The sequence below is a fragment of the Streptomyces sp. NPDC056948 genome, assembly GCF_042674225.1.
GTDB lineage: Bacteria > Actinomycetota > Actinomycetes > Streptomycetales > Streptomycetaceae > Streptomyces > Streptomyces purpurascens.
This window is the reverse complement of record NZ_JBHUQX010000068.1, coordinates 1-15,907: the sequence shown is the minus strand read 5'-3', so window position 1 is coordinate 15,907 and position 15,907 is coordinate 1. Positions and strand designations below refer to the sequence as shown.

The following is a 15,907-nucleotide window of genomic DNA, read 5'->3' as shown; positions in this document are numbered from 1 at the left end:
CCACTTCCGTGTGATTGGCAAGCACACCCCTTGGCGGAAGACTGAACGCCCGCTATTTGGAAGAAGGTTGGGATGGCCGGTTCACCGACGGCACGTCGTCGCCGTCTCTCGATCGAGCTGAAGAAGCTCCGCGAGACGAGCACACTCACCTGCGCCCAGGTCGGTGCGGCTCTGGACTGGAGCGGCTCCAAGGTCAACCGGATGGAAACGGGCAGCGGCCGCATCCAGCCGTCGGACATCGACGCCCTGTGTCGCTTCTACGGCACGAGTGACGAGCTGCGCGACTTCCTCAAGTCACTGGCCCGGCAGGCGAAAGTGCGCGGCTGGTGGCAGACCCACGGTGCCGGCGTCCCCGAGTGGTTCAACATCTACATCGGCCTCGAGCAGGACGCCTCCACCTTCCGCCAGTACCAGTGCGAGCTCGTGCCCGGCCTCATGCAGACCGAGGTGTACGCGTCCGAGCTTCACAAGACTGGCGCCCACATGTCCGCGGAGGACATCACCCAGGCGGTACAGGTGCGCATGGAACGCCAAGCCATGCTGCGGCGACCGGATGCCCCCGACGCCTGGTTCATCGTGAACGAGGGCGCGTTGCGTCACGTCATCGGGGACCGCGCATTGATGCGAGAGCAGATGGAACGCGTCCTGGAGGCGGCCGATCTGCCGACCGTGACCTTGCAGGTCCTTCCGTTCGACTCAGGGACCTATCCGGCCACCGGTTCGTTCACGATGCTGGGCTTCCCCGCCCCAGAAGATCCGGACCTCGTGTATCGGGACGGCATCACTGATGCCATGTACCTGGAGGGCGAGCATCATGTCCGTGAGTACACGAGGGCGTTCGACGGCTTGCGGGCCGCAGCCTTGAGTCCTCAGCGCTCGAACCTGTTGATCGAGTCGATCTTGAAGGATTACGCAAGGTGACAATAGAAGGATCCTGCGGAAGCAGCCGTCCGATGTGGTTCACGTCGTCCTACAGCAACGGTGCCGGAGGCGAGTGCGTCGAGTGCGCGTTCACAGACGGCGGCGCTGTCGTCCGCGACTCGAAGATTGTGCGGTCGCATGTGATTGCGGTGGGGAACGATGCTTGGCGTTCCTTCGTCCAGACCGTGAAGCACGGTGGTACGGCAGGCTGAGCGCGCGGGCGGCTGTAGCCCGCCTCGTGGGTGTAGGCAGGTGCGGAATCTGGCCTCCCTGCTTCGTCCCGCGGTCTAATGCCGTGCCATGGACGCAGGAGTGGCAGCTGTCATCGGCGCAGCGATCGGCACCCTTGGGGGTGTTGGGGGCGGGTTGGTCACGGCCATGAGCCAGGGGTTCCAGCAGCGACGGCAGCGGCAGATCGACCGGGAACACAACCTGGAACAGGCTCGCCGCAACGCCTACAGCACGTGCATCAGCACCTCGAAGCAAGTGTCCGCGGCTTGGTGGAAGTTAGCGGCGAGTCTGCGCGTCGACGGCAGCACGGAGGAACAGTGGCGTGATCCCGCGGCCGGCGCCCATGCGGCATGGGCTCCCTTCAGTTCCGCGGTGGCTGAAGTCACGGTCGTAGGGCCCACATTTGTGGCTGACGCGGCTGATGTTCTGCGACGCGCGATGTACGACTTGGACATGGCCGGGACGGCTTGGCATGAGGCTGCGCTCCAAGCCGGCGCAGGCCGCCTGGAAGCGTTCGACGTGCGGTACATGCAGGCAGTTGAAGCGAAGCGCGCACCGGGAAGCGCCTTTCAGGCGGCGGCACGCAGGGCGTTGCTCGCGGAGAACTAGTGCTGTGACCGGGAAGGTTCGCCGGGTTGGCGATTGGAGCGGTTGGATGAGCGGTGACGTCCGTTTCGACCGCTGGAGGTGTGGTGGCTGAGCCTGTGCGGGTGAGCAGACTGACCGACCAGGAGGGGCAGAAGCTGCGGTAGATCGTGCGCCGGGGATTCACGTCGCTGTGGCCGAGGCCGTCCGGGGCGGCCTCGCAGCCCGCCTGCGCATCGTTCGGCCGCTCTGCCCCCACCACCGCACCGGCGCCCACCTAAAGGCGGTCTCGGACCGGGCGGTGTGGTGGTGCACGCCCAGGGCCCCTGCGAACGCACCGGTGTGCTGACGGCCGCCCGGCGGATCCGTACGGGCCTCAGGACATGCTGCCCCGGCACACCGTTCCCGTGGCTGGGGTGCGGCCCGTGCGGAGGTACTGGTTGACGGCCTCCGTGACGCAGCGGTTCTGCGGGTATGTGCCGTGGCCCTCCTCCTCGGCCGTCAGGAGCACGCCGACACCGTCGCCCAGGGCGCGGGCCATGTTGCGGGCGCCGGGATACGGAGTGGTCGGGTCGCCGGTGCCGCCAACCGCCAGGACGGGGGCCGCGCCGTCGGCATTCACCTGGGGCGTGACGCGCTCGCCGTCGAACGGCCAGTCGTAACAGAGGTAGACGCCGGTGGACCAGGCCGCGCCGAAGACGGGCGAGGCGGCCTTGACGCGGGCCTCGTCCCGGTCGAGGCGTTCGAAGCCGGGGCGCAGGCTGGAGTCCGCGCAGGTGATCGCAGTCTGGGCGACGCGGCTGCTGTCGGGCGGGGCCGCCGCGCGGTCGGCGGAACCCATGTCGGCCGCGCCGTTGCTCAGCGGACCGCCGTCGTTGTCGTCGATCAGCGCGGTGAGGGCCTTGGCGAGCGGCGACCAGCCGTCCGTGCCGAGGACGAGATGGTCGCTGACGCTGTGCGCGAGGTCGTCGGCGTCCAGGTTCCTTCCACCGCCGGCCGGGGCGGGCTTCTTCTCCAGGCGGTCGGCCAGGCGCGCCATGCGTCGCGCGGCCTCCTCGGGCCCATCGCCGGTCGGGCAGTGGCGGATACGGGCCGCGCAGTGCGCAGCGAACCGGTCGAACGCCGCCTGGACCGCCTTGACCTGCGACACCTGCTCCTCGCTGAGGTCCTCGGTCGGATCGACGGGCGCTTCGAGGACGAGCCGCCCGACGTGTGACGGGTACAGGTGGGCGTAGACCGCGCCGAGCGCCGTTCCGTACGAGACCCCGAAGTAGTGCAGCCGCTCGTCGCCGAGGAGGTAGCGCATCAGGTCGAGGTCGCGCGCGGTGTGCGAGGTGCCGATGTACGGGAGGAGCGCCCCGGAGTGCTCGGCGCAGGCGTCGGCCCCGTCGTAGCCGGTGTCGTCCGCGGTTTTCCCGCAGCGCACGGGGATGGTCGCGCCAACGCCGCGCGGGTCGAAGGAGACCAGGTCGTAGCGGTCGAGGAGCGGCTTGTACTGGTTGAGTCGTTCGGGCAATCCGCTCACGCCGGACACGCCGGGGCCACCGAAGTTGAGGACGAGCGAGCCGATGCGCCGGGCGTTCGAGCCGGTGGCCTTGCGGCGGATCAGGGCGACGTCAATCGTCCTGCCATCTGGTTTCCGGTAGTCAAGGGGGGTCTTCATTACGGCGCAGTCGTAGCCAGTGCGCGCGGTGGGCGGCGAGGTGCAGCGGGACCAGTGGAGGTGCTGGCCGGTGGTGAGCACGGTGGGCAGACCGGCGGGCGGGTTGTTCGCGGTGAACTCCGTACGCGGCTCCGCACTCCGGCCGGGAACATCGTGCTGGAGCCAGGCGCCGACAGCCCCGATCGCGACGAGGACGACCACGGCAATAATCCGCGCACCGACCGAAAGGCCCGTGCTGCGGCTTCGTATCGGATGTGCGTCACTCATCGAAATCCCCGCGCTCTCGCCCCTGGACGCCCGCCCCGTGCCCGCTTGCCCGTGTCCGTGGTCGTCCGATCGTCGAATGAGTGCAGAGTACAAGCCGTCTCCGACGGCAACTCAGCTCCTGGCGTCACGGATCCCCAACCCGGTGAACGTATGCGGTCACACCACTAGATGCTGTCTCTTCGTAGCGCCTCGGACTGCTGGTTGGCCAAGAGGTGCTCACGGCCGCCCGGTTCTCCCGAGGTTGGCGGTTCCGGGGCGAGTGTCAAGAGCGCCCCTCGGGCGTCGGCTGTCGCCGATTGCGCTTCGCTTCACCTGTTTCTTGCGAGGAGGCCCCGGCGTTCACGCCGGGGAGGAATCGCATTCGGGGTGTCGCGACGCGGAGCGTCGCCGCGTCCGGTTATGGGTGCGGAGCGCCTGTAGCGCTGCTGACAGCGCCGGGGTGATGCGAACACGTGTGCCTGTGATCGCCGGTCGGGGTGATGACTGCGGAATCCAGGCACGCGCGTACGGCGGTCGTACGTATGGCCCTTCGGTGGGTTGGGGATGGCGCTGTGTCCCGGTCGGGGCTGTGAGGGGGTGAGATGGCGCAGGTGGAGGCGGTTGCGAGGGTCGGGCATGCCCGATACACCTACCGGCTGCGCGTGTCGTCCATCGCAGGCACCGCGCTGGTGGCGGAGTGGGATCGGTGCCGTTGGGTGTGGAACGAGTGCGTGGCCAAGTCCAGGGCCGTACACCTGCACAACAAGTCGACCGGGCAGAAGGCCACGTGCGGTCCGGCTCAGCTGGATCGGATGCCGACCGAGGCCCGCGCCCGTACGCCGTGGCTGCGTGAGGGCTCGTCGGTTGTCCAGCAGCAGGTCATCCGTGACGTCGGCCGTGCCCGCGCGAAGGCGCACAAGGACATCACCGAGCGCCTGCCGGTGCGGCAGCGGGCCGGGATGCCGAAGTGGAAGACCAAACGCGAGGCGCTGCCGACCCTCAACTACACCCAGCGCGGCTTCCGGATGAAGGACGGCCGGCTGTACCTGGCGGGCGGAATCGTGGTGGGGGTGGTGTGGTCGCGGGAGTTGCCGACTGAGCCGTCCTCGGTGCGCGTGTACCAGGACAGCCTCGTGTTGCTCCGAGACCGTCGGAGTCGGTCAGGAGCGTGCCTTCCGCGCACATGGACAGGAGCGGGGAGCGGCGGTTGGCCGTTTCGCGGTCCGCGAAGGTGTGCCAGGCCGTGTCGGTGTGCACGAACAGCTCCACCGGCCAGCCTCGGTACGTGAGGCTCTCGCGGTACGGGGCGGGCGGGCCGGGCAGCAGTACGACGATGTCCAGGTCGGACGTGGGGGTGCGGCGGTCGGTCAGTACGCTGCCGGCCAGGAAGGCGGCTCTCGCCTCGGGGAAGCGGTCCCGTACCAGCTCCCGGGCGGTCTCTGTGGGGTCGTTCATCGTCTCAGTCCGGTGTTCCTGTTGCTGCCCGGTCGTTTCGGGTCCAGCCGGACGCCGTCAGTACGTCGCGCGCGATGTCGACGATCCGGCGCCCGTCGGTCCGTACTCGTACCGTGTCGGCCGGGGCCCGCTCCTCCAGCAGGCGGGCCTTGCGGGCGCTGTTCCGGAGTTCCTTGTCCAGTTCCGAGCCCAGCTCCCGGCCCGTAAGGCGTTGGTGGGTCGTGGTGTCGGTGGCGGTGAGGAGGACTCGGGTGATGCGGACGTCCGGGCCCAGGGCTCGGTGGAAGGTGGGGGCCGTGTCGGGAAGGATGCTGAGGGTGTTGGTGTAGATCAGGCGGTGGCAGCCGAGTCGGGCGTAGTTCGTCCAGATGGCTTTGAGGTTGCGCTCTGTGATCGCCGAGAGGTGCGGGTCATGCTCTGGGGGCGGATAGAGCTGGCCCATGAAGTCGCCCTCGATGATGGCGTGGGAGATGTCGGCGGCGCGGAGTTGTGCTGCCGCCTCCCACGCCACCGTCGTTTTTCCTACGCCGGCCCGGCCTCCTATGAGGAGGACCGAGGGAAGGGCGGCGGGTGTGTTCGCGGTGCGGGCTTGGTCCATGAGGGGAGCGTGGCAGTGCTCCGGCTCGGGGTGCGATCGGATTTCTGCGGGGTGGGGGCGTATCGAGCCGTGGAGGCGGGGCGCGCTCTCTCGTCAGGGGGTGGGTTCGTCGTGCCGAAGGCTGCGGAACACCTCGGGGGTCGTCCAGCCCCGCAGGGTGGCGAGGATCGTCGATCTGAACGCGGCCTCTGCTGTGGGGGCGTCGAAGGCCCCGGCGAGTTCGAGTGTCACGAGCCCATGCAGCGTCACCCAGAGTGAGACGGCGATCGACGTCGCCTCGCCGTCGAGGACGGACTCTGTCACGGCCCGGTCGATCGCCTCGATGAGCGGCCGGACGGGGTCACCCGTACCGACCGTCTCAGAGGGCTCGAAGGACTGCACTCCGCCGAACAACACCGTGTACAGGTGACTGTGTTCGCGTCCCCATCGTCGGTAGGCGGTGGCCAGTGCGTAGATGTCGGCGAGGGGATCCTCGGAGGTCGGCACCGCCGTCACGGCCTGGAACAGGCTGGCGACGGCTCTGTCGCGGACCGCTCCGATCAGGCCTTTCTTGTCGCCGAACAGGGAGTACACCGCCGCCGTTGACGTCTCGGCGGCCGTGGCGACGGCGCGGACGGTGACCGACTCCTGCGGACGGGTGGCGAGCAGCTCGGTCGCGCACTCCACGAGTCGCGCTTGGACGGTCGCGTCGTTCGTTCTCGGCCTACCCATGACGAAGAGCCTACCTTCTTTGATAACGTCGTTTTGAAACAGTGTTTTGAAACTGCGGAGGTCCGTCGTGCCCACGTTCGCCATACGCCTTGCCCGCTCCACCGGACGCTTACTGCTGGCCCTGGCCGCCGTCGCGGCGCTGGTCACCGTCTTTCTCGTCACGATCGTCCTCACGGACGGGGCGGGCTCAGGGCTCGGCGCATGGCTGACGGCCCTTGGAATCGGGACTGCCGCCGCACTGTGGCGAGGTCGGCGCCGCACCCGGGCGGCGCGGCTCGCGCCGTTCCTACCGGTGGTTGTCGCGGCAGCGTTGACGGCGTCGGTCTGCGTCCCGACCGAGCCCACCGCACGGCGGTCCCCGCCCGCCCTGCCGTTCGTGGCCACGCAGCACTGGACCCTGGACACGGGCAGCCGGGTCGCGGTGTATCACTACCCGCCGGCGAAAGCGAAGACCGGCACCCGGCATCCCGTTCCGCTCGTCTATCTCAATGGCGGACCGGTTCGCGGCATCTCGGTTCAGGACCACCGGTTCCTGCAGCTCCTGGCGCGACGGGGCCACGACGTCTACGCCTACGAACAAGCCGGCGGCGGGCGCAGCGACCTGCTCCCCATGGACCAGTACTCGGTCTCCAGGTCGGTCCGCGACCTCGGCGCTTTCGTCGACCGCATGGACAAGGGCAAGGTCGACGTCCTCGGATTCTCCGCGGGCGGGGTCGTGCTCACCCGGGCCCTGGCGGACCCGCGTGTCGCCGCGCGTCTGCACCGGGCGATCGTCGCCGAGCCCGGCCCGATGGACGGACCGACCGCACGGATCGCCGGGCACAAGGGTCGGCCATCCGCGCGTGGCCTCGCGCCGGCGATGACCGGACCGCGTTCGACGCATGTCCCGCGGTACGCCGTCGCGTTCGGCCTCATGCGGCTCGGGCTCCTCACCCCCGACACCGGGCTGGTCGGGCAGGCCGAGGGGGACAACGCGTTCACCGCCGCCGACCTCGGCAGCGACACCGCGTCCGCCTACTGCGCGCGCGACGCGCACCGCATCCCGGTCGAGGACACCGCCGAGAACTTCTCCTTCAGCCCCGCCGCCAGCCTCCGCGTCCAGGAGACGGTCAGGGAGTCACCCTCCCTGGCCCCGCGGCTGAGGCGCTCCAAGACCCCCGCGATGCTGATGATCGCCGAGTGCTCCTCCCAGGTCCGTCAATGGGCGGCCGCCGTCCTTGCCGGTGATCCCGCCGTCCGGCGCACGCAGTTCATGCCTGGCGTCGGACACCACATGTGGAACGGCCTCGACGACAACAACGACCGAGCCGCCGCCGTCATCACCGCGTTCCTTCAGGACAAGCCCGCGCCCCTGCCGGACTACCCGACCCGTGACGGGATCCCCGCCTTCCTGCGCGACCACAAGTGAGTCGGCCGGGGTAGGCCCACCCACCCCGGCCGCCCGGGCGACCCGCCCGCCCGGGCCGCCCGCTAGCCCAGTTCGCCTCGTTCGACGCAGAACTCGTTGCCCTCCGGGTCCGCCATGACGACCCAGCCCTTGCCGTCGGAGCGGGTGTGGTCCGCGAGTTGGCGGGCACCGAGGGTGAGGGCTCGTTCGACCTCGGCGGCGCGGGTGCGGCCCGTGGGCTTGAGGTCGAAGTGGACACGGTTCTTGGTCGCCTTGCCCTCCTCCACCCGGATGAAGAGCAGGCCCGGGCCGTTCGGGTCCTCGACGAGTACCTCCGCGTCACCGGGTTCGTCGATGTCGGAGATCGGGTGGCCGAGCAGCTCGCTCCAGAAGCGGGCGAGTTCGTAGGGCTCCCCCGTGCAGTCGAAGGTGATGTGGCGGATGGTCGGGTGCAACGGTTCTCCCCCGTAAGTGTGTTCGCCGTCTATTCGCGCTCCGCAGGATGGCCGGGGCGGCGGAGACTGTCGAGCTATTTACCGTCGTCGGGGAGGTTTCCGTCGCCGCCGAGGTTGGCGACGATCCGGCGCAGGACGTTGACCGACGACGAATCGCCCTGACGGCGATTCGGCTTCCCCTGCCCCGCTCCGCGGGAACGGGCATTCACCCCGGCCCTGAAGGACCGAGCACCCTGCCCGAAAGCAAGGTGGAGCGGGTCCAGTTGCCGGGGTCGCCGGCCGCGTGGTTCAGGGTCCACCAGTGGGGCTGGGTGAGACCCTCGACCGCCAGTTGGGCGCGGAGGGCTCCCACCACCCTGCGGTAAGCCATGCCGGTCCATGCGCCGATGGGCTGGGCGGCCAGTTCCTCGTGGCTGTACTCCTTGAGGTCCTCGGTCTGTGTGCTCATGAGTGCCTTGCCCTCCGTTGGTCATCTGGTCGTCTGGACGCGACCAACGTAGGACCTCAATAAAACTTGAGGTCAAGGGAGAAGGTCCTGATCGCCTCGTAGAGGCGGTCCGGCTGGTCCAGGTGGACGTCGTGGGCCGCGTCCGGGATGCGGGTGAGGCGGGTGGCCGGGCGGCGGGTGAGCATGGTGGTGGGCTCGTCGGGGCGCATGGTGCCGTGTTCGCCCTGGACGAGGAGCGTCGGGCAGGTGAGCTGTGACCACTGGGGCCAGTAGGCGGTGGTGGCCAGTTCGGCGACCGACGAGATGAGCGTGGCCCGGTCGAAGGAGGGGTGCCAGCCGTCTTCTCGCTGCTCCAGGGTTCTCGTCCAGGCCTCATGGCCCAGGAAGGTCTCCGCGGCCTCCAACGACTGGAACGGCGTCGGCCAGCTCTCGAGCCAGGTCGCGATCTGTGCGGGGAGCTCCGGGTTCGGGCCCGCCGGGCCTGCCTCGACCAGGATCAGGAACTTCACCAGGTGGGGGTGGGAGGCGGCCAGCAGCATCGCCGTGTGGCCGCCGAGGGACTGTCCCAGCAGGGTGACGGGGGCCAGATCCAGTGCCTCGATCAGGGTCACGGCGTCCTGGACGTGGGCCGCGCGGGTCGTGGTCGCGGGGGTGCGGGTGCTGGCGCCGTGACCTCGGGCGTCGTACGTCACCACGCGGTGGCCGTCGGACAGGAGCCGGGCGGCGACCGCGTCCCACTCGCCCTGGTGACCGGCCAGGCCGTGCAGGAGGAGGAAGGGGGCGGCGGACTCCCGCTCGGGGCGGTGGTCGTGGTGCGCGATGCGGGTGCCGTCCGGGGTGGTGAGGGTGGTGGAGGTGGTGCGGACGGTCTTCAACTGGCCCTCCTTGAACGGCATGGGTCGGGCCAGCCTGTCCGTCCGCGGCGGTCGCCGCCAGTCGTTTGACGGGGGGGGAGGTGCCATCCCCGAGGGGCCGCGTCCGTGATTCGCACAGTCGGACGGTTACGTCACTCGTTCGTGAGTTACTCCGCTCTCACGGGCCGCGCGAGCGGATGCTCGAAGGGGCGGCGCGTGACCGGCGCTGCCCGGATGTTCATCGTCGGGTGGGGGATGACATGACGCAGGAAGCGGAACGATGCCGTGGCCTGGAGGGTCAGGCGGTGTTGTTGGCGGCCGGGCTGGCCGATCTCGCGGTGAGTACGGTGGGTTCGGCCGTGGGGACGGTACGGGGGCTGCTGCGCCGCTCGGACGCGGCGGAGCTGGCGGCGGAGGCCGAGCACGACCTCGTGGCGCGGGGGCGCCTGGCGCTCGACCGGTACGCGGCCGTGCCTCCGGCCCACTTGGAGATCCTCGCCCGGCACGCCCGGGTCCGGCACGCCCAGGCCCGGAAGGCCGCCGGTGGCGTCTGACCGGTGGGAGCCGGCCGCGTTCAAAGTCCGTGTCGACGAGGTGCTGCGCCGGTTCGTCGCCGAGGAGGCCGACGCCTTCGCGGCGATCGACCCGGTCCTCGCGAGCGTGGCCGAGAACCTGGAGGCGGCGGTGGCGGACGGCAAGCGGCTTCGGGCGGCCTTCTGCTACTGGGGGTGGCGTGCGGCGGGGCAGCCGGACAGTGACGCGCTGGTGCGGGCGGCGGCCTCCATGGAACTGGTGCACGCCGCCGCCGTGGTGCACGACGACCTCATCGACGACAGCCCGCTGCGGCACGGGCGGCCCACGACGCACGTGGCTCTGCGGGCTGCTGTCGGGAGCCGACCGGACGCCGACACAGCCGCCCGGTCGCTGGCGATGCTGGTGGGTGACCTGCTGATGGCGCTGGCCGGGCAGTTGTTCGCCACCAGCGGTCTGCCCGCCGCGTATCTCGTCCGGGCCCGACCGTTGTGGTCGCTGATGGCCCGCGAGCTGATCGCGGGCGAGTGCCTCGAGATCCTGCGGACCGGTGCCGGTCCGGACACCGCCGTCTCACTGAAGGTGATCCGGTACAAGACCGCCAAGTACACCGTCGAGCAACCCCTGCTCATCGGCGGCGTCCTGGCCGGAGCGGGCTCGCGCCTGCGCGAGGGCTACTCCGCGTACGGACTGCCGCTGGGCGAGGCGTTCCAGCTCCGGGACGACCTGCTCGGCCTGTTCGGGGACCCGGACCACACCGGCAAGGCCAACGCCGACGATGTGCGCGGCCGACGGCCCACGGCCCTGCTGGCGGAGACGTGGCGGCTGGCCGGCGAGGAGGAGCGGGAGTTGCTGCACGCCCTGCTGGGCCGGGACGACCTGGACTCGGAGGGTCTGGACACGCGGGAGCTGGACGCCGTGCGCGAGGTGATGTGCCGGCTGAAGGCGCCCGACCGTATCGAGGACATGATCAGCGCACGGGTCGAGGAGGCGCTCGACGCCCTCCACGGGCTGGATGTACCGACACCCTCCGCCGCCGCCCTGACCGCGCTCGCGCATTCGGCGGCGGTCCGCCTGTTCTGACGGGCCGTCGTACCGGGTCGGCGCATGCCTGTACCGGCCCGGGCGGCGACCGGTCTCCCGTCTGTCGTGGACACGAACCCGTGGATGACAAGGAGCCCTGCCATGACTTGTACCGAGGCATCGATGGACGCCCTGCGGCAGGCCGGTGACGAACTCGCCGACGCCACCGTCGCCACGCTTTTCGAGCGTGGGGAGGTGGGCAAGTTCAACACCCTGATGCGGTACGTCTCCACGGCCGGCGCTCCCCTGCCGGACGGGCTGCCCGACGTCGCCCGCGAGTACCTCGAGAGCACCCGCACCCCACCGGCCTGGGTGGACTGGGGGGAGATGGAGAAGGCCCGGCTCTTCTTCATCGACAACAACGTGCACATCTCCACCGCGCTGTCCTTCGCCTCCATGCCCGCCTGTTATCTCGTCCCGCATGTGGCGAAACTGCTGTCGGCCACCCACGGGCTGAAGTACCCCTCCAAGCGGATGGCGGAGACCGGGCAGTTCACGGTCTATCTGATGCAGCCCGACGCCTTCGAGGCCGGCGGTCGCTTCGTCCCCGCCGCCCAGAAGGTCCGCCTCCTGCACGCGTCCATCCGCCACCACCTCGCCCGCGAGAACCGCTGGGACACCGAGGTCCACGGGACGCCGATCTGCCAGGAGGACATGATCGGCGGGCAGATGTTCTTCTCCATGCTCGTCCTGGACAGCCTGCACCGCCTCGGCATCCACATGTCGCAGGAGGGCGCGGACGCCTACTACTACGCATGGCGCGTCGTCGGCGCGATGCTCGGCGTCGACCAGGACGCCGTGCCCCACACCCTTGACGAGGCCCGCCGGTTCCTCGACCTGTACATGGTCCGGCACATGGGGCCCTCCGAGGAGGGGACCCACCTGACCCGGCAGCTCATCGACCTCTACGAGGAGGTGGTGCCCGGCACCTTCTTCGACCCGATCGTGTCCGCCCTCATCCGCTACCTCGTCGGCGACACCTGCGCCGACTGGCTCCAGGTGCCGCGCACCTCGTGGGACACCGTCGTCAAGGCAGCGCCCCATCTCCTGGGCGTTCTGGAGACCATCGAGGACCACTCCCCGTTCGGCGCCTGGGCTTTGGACCGCCTCAGCCATCTCACCAGCGTCCTGGAGCTGTCCACCCTCACCCGCGGACGCGTCATGCACTACGCGATCCCCGAGCAGCTCAGGAAGGACTACGGCGTCTCCAGCGCGGTGCTCCGCACCAACCGGTGGGCCCCGCCGGCCCCCACGCTCTCCTGACGCAACCGGGCTTCGCCCGCTCGGGATCGGGTGCCGTGGAAGAGCCGCCGACCTGCGGAGCTAGCCTTGGGACCCGCACGAGTGCAGCAGGAGGCAGGTATGGCGAAGGTTCCCAGCGCGGTGGTCGCTGCGAGCGGGCTGGTCGGTGGGTACGGCGTGGCCCGTTGGACCAGGCAGCGGCCGCTCGGCGGGGCCGTGCTCGCGGTCGCAGGGGTGGCGGCCGCGCGGCAGTGGCGGCAGCAGGCCGGTGGGGTGGCCGCGGGGGCGCTGTCGGCCGCGTATGTCGCCGCCTTCGCCGGGTCTCATCCACTGGCCAAGAAGGTGGGCGCCTGGCCCGCCGTGTTCGGAGTGGCGGGGGCTGTCGCCGTGGCGTCCTGGGTCGTGGCCGACCGGCGCGACTGACCGCCCAGCAGCAGGTACAACAAAGAACCCGGCCCTGAATCCCAGGGCCGGGTTCTTGTGTGGAGCGCCGGGCAGGCCTTGCACCTGCATTTCCCCGCAGGAAGCGGGGCGTCTTTCCTTGGACCACCAACGCACGATCCTTCAGCCGGAATTCCGGCGACCGGATGCAGATCAACTGTACCGCAGTTTTTGTTATCGCCGTCACCGCCCGTCCGTCTCCTCACCGTCCCCCACAGGCACGCGACTTACGACGCTGAGGTACGACGACGTGACACGACAGATCAGCCGCCGGAGCATGTTGAAAGCAGCGGGTGCGGCAGGCGCCGGTATCGGCGCCGGCCTCGGTACGACCGCTCTCGCGACCCCGGCCTCCGCCGCCGACGCCCCCTTCGCCCACCCCGGCCTGCTGCACACCCGTACCGACCTGGACCGTATGGCGGCCAAGGTGAAGGCGGGCGCCAGGCCCTACGCGGCCAGGTTCGCCAAGCTCACCGCCAACCGGCACGCGCAGAGCGGCCGGCAGGCCAATCCGCAGGCCACCGTGTACCGGGGGTCGGGGTCGCCCCAGAACTACGCGGCCCTCTACAACGACATCCACGCCGCCTACCAGAACGCCCTGCGCTATCACGTCAGCGGCGAGGACGCGCACGCCGACACCGCCGTGGCGATCCTGAACGCCTGGTCGGGGAAGCTGACCTCGATCCAGGGCTCGGCCGACCGGTTCCTGGCCGCGGGGCTCTACGGCTATCAGTTCGCCAACGCCGCCGAACTCGTACGCGACCACGGTGACTTCGATCTCGGGCGGGCGCGGGAGCTGCTGTCGGACGTCTTCCTTCCGCTCAGCGACGACTTCCTGCGCCATCACAACAACGCCGTCGTCACCAACTACTGGCCCAACTGGGATCTGACGGCCCTCGCCTGTGTGCTCGCCACCGGGATCTTCTGCGATGACCGTGCCGTCGTGGAGCGGGCCGTGGAGTACTTCAAGCACGGGGAGGGGATGGGGTCGGTCCGGCATGCCATTCCCGTGGTGCACGACGACGGGCTCGCCGAGTGGGTGGAGGCCGGGCGCGACCAGGGGCATGCGCTGCTCGGCGTCGGGCTGATGGGCACGGTGTGCGAGATGGCGTGGAACCAGGGCATCGATCTGTACGGGTACGACGACAGCCGGTTCCTCAAGGGCGCGGAGTACGTGGCCAAGTGGAGCCTGGGCGGGGATGTGCCGTACACGGCCAACACGCGCAAGAAGGGGGCGATCGGTGGCTGGTCGGGGAGTGAGACCGCCACGGACGCCGCCGGCGTGGATCCGGCCATGACCCGTCCGATCTGGGCGATGATCGCCAACCACTACACCAAGCGGCGGGGGTTGTCGGCGTCGTATCTGACGCGTGCTGCCGCCAAGGCTGCGCCTGAGGGTGGGGGTGGGGATTACGGGCCCAACAGTGGGGGTTATGACCAGCTCGGGTTCGGGACGTTGGCGTTTACCCGGGGGCGGGTGTCGGCCGAGGGGGCGCGGCCGCAGGGGGCGGTGCGTGCGTCGGCTTCGCCCTCTGCGGGTGCGGCTTCGCCCTCTGCGGGTGCGGCTTCGCCCTCTGCGGGTGCGGGGCGGGATCTTGCTGCGACCGGGGTTGAAGGTGGGGTCGGGTGGGTTGCGGCGGCTGGTGTTGCGGCTGTCGGGGGTGGGGTGCTGATGCTTCGGCGGCGGGGTGGGGCCGGGTAGGTGCCGGGGCGTTGCGGGGGTGCTGCAGGGTGTTGCTGGGGGCGGGTGGGTGCGCAGCCCGGCGTAGCGGGGTGCCTCCCCCACTCTCGGCTGCGCTCGAGCGGGGGGACCCCCACCGCCCACCCGTGCCGCCCTGGGGGTACCTCCCAGGCCCTTAAGGCACTGGGGGAGGCACGATTGCCCGCAGCCGGGGGCTACTGGCTACGCCTTCTCCGCCGCCGCGGCCGTGAGCGGCTTGGCGATGTCCTCCAAGGACCGGCGTTCCGCCTTCACCGCGAGGATCGCCGCCGCCAGGCCCGCCAGGCACATCAGGGCCGCGCCGATCTGGAAGGCGAGGGCCGTGTCGGCGATCTTGCCCGTGCTGGTGAGGTCGGCGAAGAGGAGCGGGCCGCTGATGCCGCCGGCCGCCGTGCCGATGGCGTAGAAGAAGGCGATGGACATGGCGCGGGTCTCCATCGGGAAGACCTCCGACACCGTCAGGTAGGCACTGGACGCGCCCGCCGAGGCGAAGAAGAGGACCGCGCACCAGCACGCCGTCATGGTGGTCGCGTTCAGTGAGCCCTGGTCGAAGAGCCAGGCCGTGCCGAAGAGGAGCAGGCCGGAGAGCAGATAGGTGCCGGAGATCATGATCCGGCGGCCCACTGTGTCGAAGAGCTTGCCCAGGAGCAGCGGGCCGAAGAAGTTGCCGAGCGCGATGACCGCGAAGTAGTAGCCGGTGCTGCCGCTCGGGACGTCGAAGAACGTCGTCAGGATCGCGCCGAAGCCGAAGGTGATGGCGTTGTAGAGGAAGGCCTGGCCGATGAAGAGGGAGAAGCCGAGGATCGCGCGGCGGCGGTAGTCGGAGAAGACCGTGCGGCCGATCTCCAGGAAGGAGACGCTGCGGCGCTGGTGGATGGTGATCTCGCCCTCGGGGCGCGGCAGCGGCTCGTCCCGCTCCTCCTCGATCTTGCGTTCGATGGAGGAGACGATGCGTTCCGCCTCGTCGTCGCGGCCGTGGATCAGCAGCCAGCGGGGGCTCTCCGGGACGTGCCTGCGGACCAGCAGGATCACCAGGGCCAGGACCGCGCCGAGCGCGAAGGTCAGGCGCCAGCCGACGTTCGCCGCGAAGATGTCGGTGTCCAGCGCGACGATCGACAGCAGGGAGCCGCCGACCGCGCCCAGCCAGAAGCTGCCGTTGATCATCAGGTCGGTGCGGCCGCGGTACTCCTTGGGGATCAGCTCGTCGATCGCGGAGTTGATGGCCGCGTACTCGCCGCCGATGCCGAAGCCGGTGAGGAAGCGGAAGGTGAAGAACCACCAGGTGTCGAAGGAGATGGCGGTCAGGGCCGTCGCCGCCAGATACACCGCGAGGGTG

16 protein-coding genes and 2 pseudogenes are annotated in these 15,907 nt (G+C 69.9%); 10 read left to right on the top strand and 8 right to left on the bottom strand.

Annotated elements, in window-relative coordinates; all coding sequences use genetic code 11:
- Positions 1-72 precede the first annotated feature (72 nt).
- The 3 genes from ACFTZL_RS11725 to ACFTZL_RS11715 all read left to right on the top strand — a co-directional run bounded on the left by ACFTZL_RS11725 (position 73) and on the right by ACFTZL_RS11715 (position 1,761).
- Positions 73-921, top strand: a complete 849-nt coding sequence (locus tag ACFTZL_RS11725) for a helix-turn-helix domain-containing protein (RefSeq protein ID WP_382580574.1) — start codon at positions 73-75, stop codon at positions 919-921.
- A gap of 32 nt (positions 922-953) precedes the next feature.
- On the top strand, positions 954-1,133 hold the full coding sequence (locus ACFTZL_RS11720; protein WP_382580572.1) for a DUF397 domain-containing protein: 180 nt from the start codon (positions 954-956) through the stop codon (positions 1,131-1,133).
- 100 nt (positions 1,134-1,233) lie between these two features.
- Positions 1,234-1,761, top strand: coding sequence for a hypothetical protein (locus ACFTZL_RS11715; protein WP_382580570.1), 528 nt, complete (start codon positions 1,234-1,236; stop codon positions 1,759-1,761).
- Positions 1,762-2,113: 352 nt separating this feature from the next.
- Here ACFTZL_RS11715 and ACFTZL_RS11710 read toward each other — a convergent pair whose 3' ends face one another.
- Complete coding sequence (locus tag ACFTZL_RS11710) at positions 2,114-3,667, bottom strand: alpha/beta hydrolase (RefSeq protein WP_382580568.1); 1,554 nt, start codon at positions 3,665-3,667, stop codon at positions 2,114-2,116.
- A 581-nt stretch (positions 3,668-4,248) separates the two neighbouring features.
- Between ACFTZL_RS11710 and ACFTZL_RS11705 the strand changes: the two are divergent.
- Positions 4,249-4,779 (top strand): annotated as a pseudogene (locus tag ACFTZL_RS11705) (RNA-guided endonuclease TnpB family protein); the annotation flags it as partial.
- On the opposite strand, the pseudogene ACFTZL_RS11700 reads toward ACFTZL_RS11705, so the two are convergent.
- The 3 genes and pseudogenes from ACFTZL_RS11700 to ACFTZL_RS11690 form a co-directional block, all read right to left on the bottom strand.
- A pseudogene (locus ACFTZL_RS11700) lies at positions 4,715-5,101 on the bottom strand (nucleotidyltransferase domain-containing protein); the annotation flags it as partial. The pseudogenes ACFTZL_RS11705 and ACFTZL_RS11700 sit on opposite strands and share 65 nt — an antisense overlap.
- A gap of 4 nt (positions 5,102-5,105) precedes the next feature.
- Positions 5,106-5,699, bottom strand: a complete 594-nt coding sequence (locus tag ACFTZL_RS11695; RefSeq protein ID WP_382580566.1) for a hypothetical protein — start codon at positions 5,697-5,699, stop codon at positions 5,106-5,108.
- Positions 5,700-5,792: 93 nt separating this feature from the next.
- Positions 5,793-6,410: a TetR-like C-terminal domain-containing protein gene (locus tag ACFTZL_RS11690; protein ID WP_382580564.1), complete on the bottom strand. Its 618-nt coding sequence runs from the start codon at positions 6,408-6,410 to the stop codon at positions 5,793-5,795.
- Positions 6,411-6,477: 67 nt separating this feature from the next.
- Between ACFTZL_RS11690 and ACFTZL_RS11685 the strand changes: the two genes are divergently transcribed.
- Positions 6,478-7,818 carry an alpha/beta fold hydrolase gene (locus ACFTZL_RS11685; RefSeq protein WP_382580562.1) on the top strand — a complete coding sequence of 447 codons (1,341 nt, stop codon included), beginning with the start codon at positions 6,478-6,480 and terminating at the stop codon, positions 7,816-7,818.
- A gap of 62 nt (positions 7,819-7,880) precedes the next feature.
- On the opposite strand, the gene ACFTZL_RS11680 is transcribed toward ACFTZL_RS11685, so the two are convergent.
- From ACFTZL_RS11680 to ACFTZL_RS11670, 3 genes are all read right to left on the bottom strand, one after another.
- Positions 7,881-8,252, bottom strand: coding sequence for a VOC family protein (locus tag ACFTZL_RS11680; RefSeq protein WP_382580560.1), 372 nt, complete (start codon positions 8,250-8,252; stop codon positions 7,881-7,883).
- 205 nt (positions 8,253-8,457) lie between these two features.
- Positions 8,458-8,700 carry a hypothetical protein gene (locus ACFTZL_RS11675; RefSeq protein ID WP_382580558.1) on the bottom strand — a complete coding sequence of 81 codons (243 nt, stop codon included), beginning with the start codon at positions 8,698-8,700 and terminating at the stop codon, positions 8,458-8,460.
- Positions 8,701-8,756: 56 nt separating this feature from the next.
- On the bottom strand, positions 8,757-9,596 hold the full coding sequence (locus ACFTZL_RS11670) for an alpha/beta fold hydrolase (RefSeq protein ID WP_382580556.1): 840 nt from the start codon (positions 9,594-9,596) through the stop codon (positions 8,757-8,759).
- 218 nt (positions 9,597-9,814) lie between these two features.
- Here ACFTZL_RS11670 and ACFTZL_RS11665 point away from each other — a divergent pair, with 218 nt between their 5' ends.
- From ACFTZL_RS11665 to ACFTZL_RS11645, 5 genes are all read left to right on the top strand, one after another.
- Complete coding sequence (locus tag ACFTZL_RS11665) at positions 9,815-10,108, top strand: polyprenyl synthetase (RefSeq protein ID WP_382580554.1); 294 nt, start codon at positions 9,815-9,817, stop codon at positions 10,106-10,108.
- Positions 10,098-11,168: a polyprenyl synthetase family protein gene (locus ACFTZL_RS11660; protein WP_382580552.1), complete on the top strand. Its 1,071-nt coding sequence runs from the start codon at positions 10,098-10,100 to the stop codon at positions 11,166-11,168. The genes ACFTZL_RS11665 and ACFTZL_RS11660 overlap by 11 nt, the downstream gene beginning before the upstream one ends.
- A gap of 102 nt (positions 11,169-11,270) precedes the next feature.
- Positions 11,271-12,431, top strand: a complete 1,161-nt coding sequence (locus tag ACFTZL_RS11655; RefSeq protein WP_382580550.1) for an oxygenase MpaB family protein — start codon at positions 11,271-11,273, stop codon at positions 12,429-12,431.
- A gap of 99 nt (positions 12,432-12,530) precedes the next feature.
- Complete coding sequence (locus tag ACFTZL_RS11650; RefSeq protein ID WP_382580548.1) at positions 12,531-12,833, top strand: hypothetical protein; 303 nt, start codon at positions 12,531-12,533, stop codon at positions 12,831-12,833.
- Between the two features lie 295 nt (positions 12,834-13,128).
- Positions 13,129-14,553, top strand: a complete 1,425-nt coding sequence (locus tag ACFTZL_RS11645; protein WP_382580546.1) for an alginate lyase family protein — start codon at positions 13,129-13,131, stop codon at positions 14,551-14,553.
- A gap of 201 nt (positions 14,554-14,754) precedes the next feature.
- Here ACFTZL_RS11645 and ACFTZL_RS11640 read toward each other — a convergent pair.
- Positions 14,755-15,907 (bottom strand): MFS transporter (locus tag ACFTZL_RS11640; protein WP_382580544.1); only part of this gene is annotated, 1,153 nt, incomplete at its 5' end.

What these genes read in the sequence shown, in the direction of transcription:
- ACFTZL_RS11650 (WP_382580548.1), top strand. Translation starts at nt 12,531, where the DNA reads ATGGCGAAGGTTCCCAGCGCGGTGGTCGCTGCGAGCGGGCTGGTCGGT.
- ACFTZL_RS11675 (WP_382580558.1), bottom strand. Translation starts at nt 8,700, where the DNA reads ATGAGCACACAGACCGAGGACCTCAAGGAGTACAGCCACGAGGAACTG.
- ACFTZL_RS11655 (WP_382580550.1), top strand. Translation starts at nt 11,271, where the DNA reads ATGACTTGTACCGAGGCATCGATGGACGCCCTGCGGCAGGCCGGTGAC.
- ACFTZL_RS11725 (WP_382580574.1), top strand. Translation starts at nt 73, where the DNA reads ATGGCCGGTTCACCGACGGCACGTCGTCGCCGTCTCTCGATCGAGCTG.
- ACFTZL_RS11670 (WP_382580556.1), bottom strand. Translation starts at nt 9,596, where the DNA reads ATGCCGTTCAAGGAGGGCCAGTTGAAGACCGTCCGCACCACCTCCACC.
- ACFTZL_RS11690 (WP_382580564.1), bottom strand. Translation starts at nt 6,410, where the DNA reads ATGGGTAGGCCGAGAACGAACGACGCGACCGTCCAAGCGCGACTCGTG.
- ACFTZL_RS11645 (WP_382580546.1), top strand. Translation starts at nt 13,129, where the DNA reads ATGTTGAAAGCAGCGGGTGCGGCAGGCGCCGGTATCGGCGCCGGCCTC.
- ACFTZL_RS11695 (WP_382580566.1), bottom strand. Translation starts at nt 5,699, where the DNA reads ATGGACCAAGCCCGCACCGCGAACACACCCGCCGCCCTTCCCTCGGTC.
- ACFTZL_RS11710 (WP_382580568.1), bottom strand. Translation starts at nt 3,667, where the DNA reads ATGAGTGACGCACATCCGATACGAAGCCGCAGCACGGGCCTTTCGGTC.
- ACFTZL_RS11665 (WP_382580554.1), top strand. Translation starts at nt 9,815, where the DNA reads ATGACGCAGGAAGCGGAACGATGCCGTGGCCTGGAGGGTCAGGCGGTG.
- ACFTZL_RS11720 (WP_382580572.1), top strand. Translation starts at nt 954, where the DNA reads ATGTGGTTCACGTCGTCCTACAGCAACGGTGCCGGAGGCGAGTGCGTC.